The sequence below is a fragment of the Bradyrhizobium cosmicum genome (assembly GCF_032290525.1).
Lineage (GTDB): Bacteria > Pseudomonadota > Alphaproteobacteria > Rhizobiales > Xanthobacteraceae > Bradyrhizobium > Bradyrhizobium cosmicum_A.
In genome coordinates, this window is record NZ_JASXTA010000407.1 from 1 (window position 1) to 252 (window position 252).

General features: G+C 64.3%; 1 protein-coding gene. It reads right to left on the reverse strand.

Features of this window, described 5'->3' with window-relative positions; all coding sequences use genetic code 11:
- Positions 1-34: 34 nt before the first annotated feature.
- A partial coding sequence (locus tag QSV46_RS40405; RefSeq protein ID WP_314964293.1) for an urease subunit gamma occupies positions 35-252 on the reverse strand: 218 nt, incomplete at its 5' end.

Below are 252 nucleotides of genomic sequence, written 5' to 3' on the forward strand. Positions count from 1 at the left end.
GCCCGGGCATGACGACGTTGGAGATGTACGTGCCTCATCGTATCGGCTCGTGCACGGTGACGAGCTTGGTCCCATCCGGAAATGTCGCCTCGACCTGGATGTCATGGATCATCTCGGGAATGCCATCCATCACCTGCGCGCGGGTCAGGACCTGCGCGCCTGATTGCATCAGCTCGGCGACGGTGCGGCCGTCGCGGGCGCCCTCGACGATGAAGTCGGAGATGATGGCCACCGCCTCGGGGTGGTTGAGCT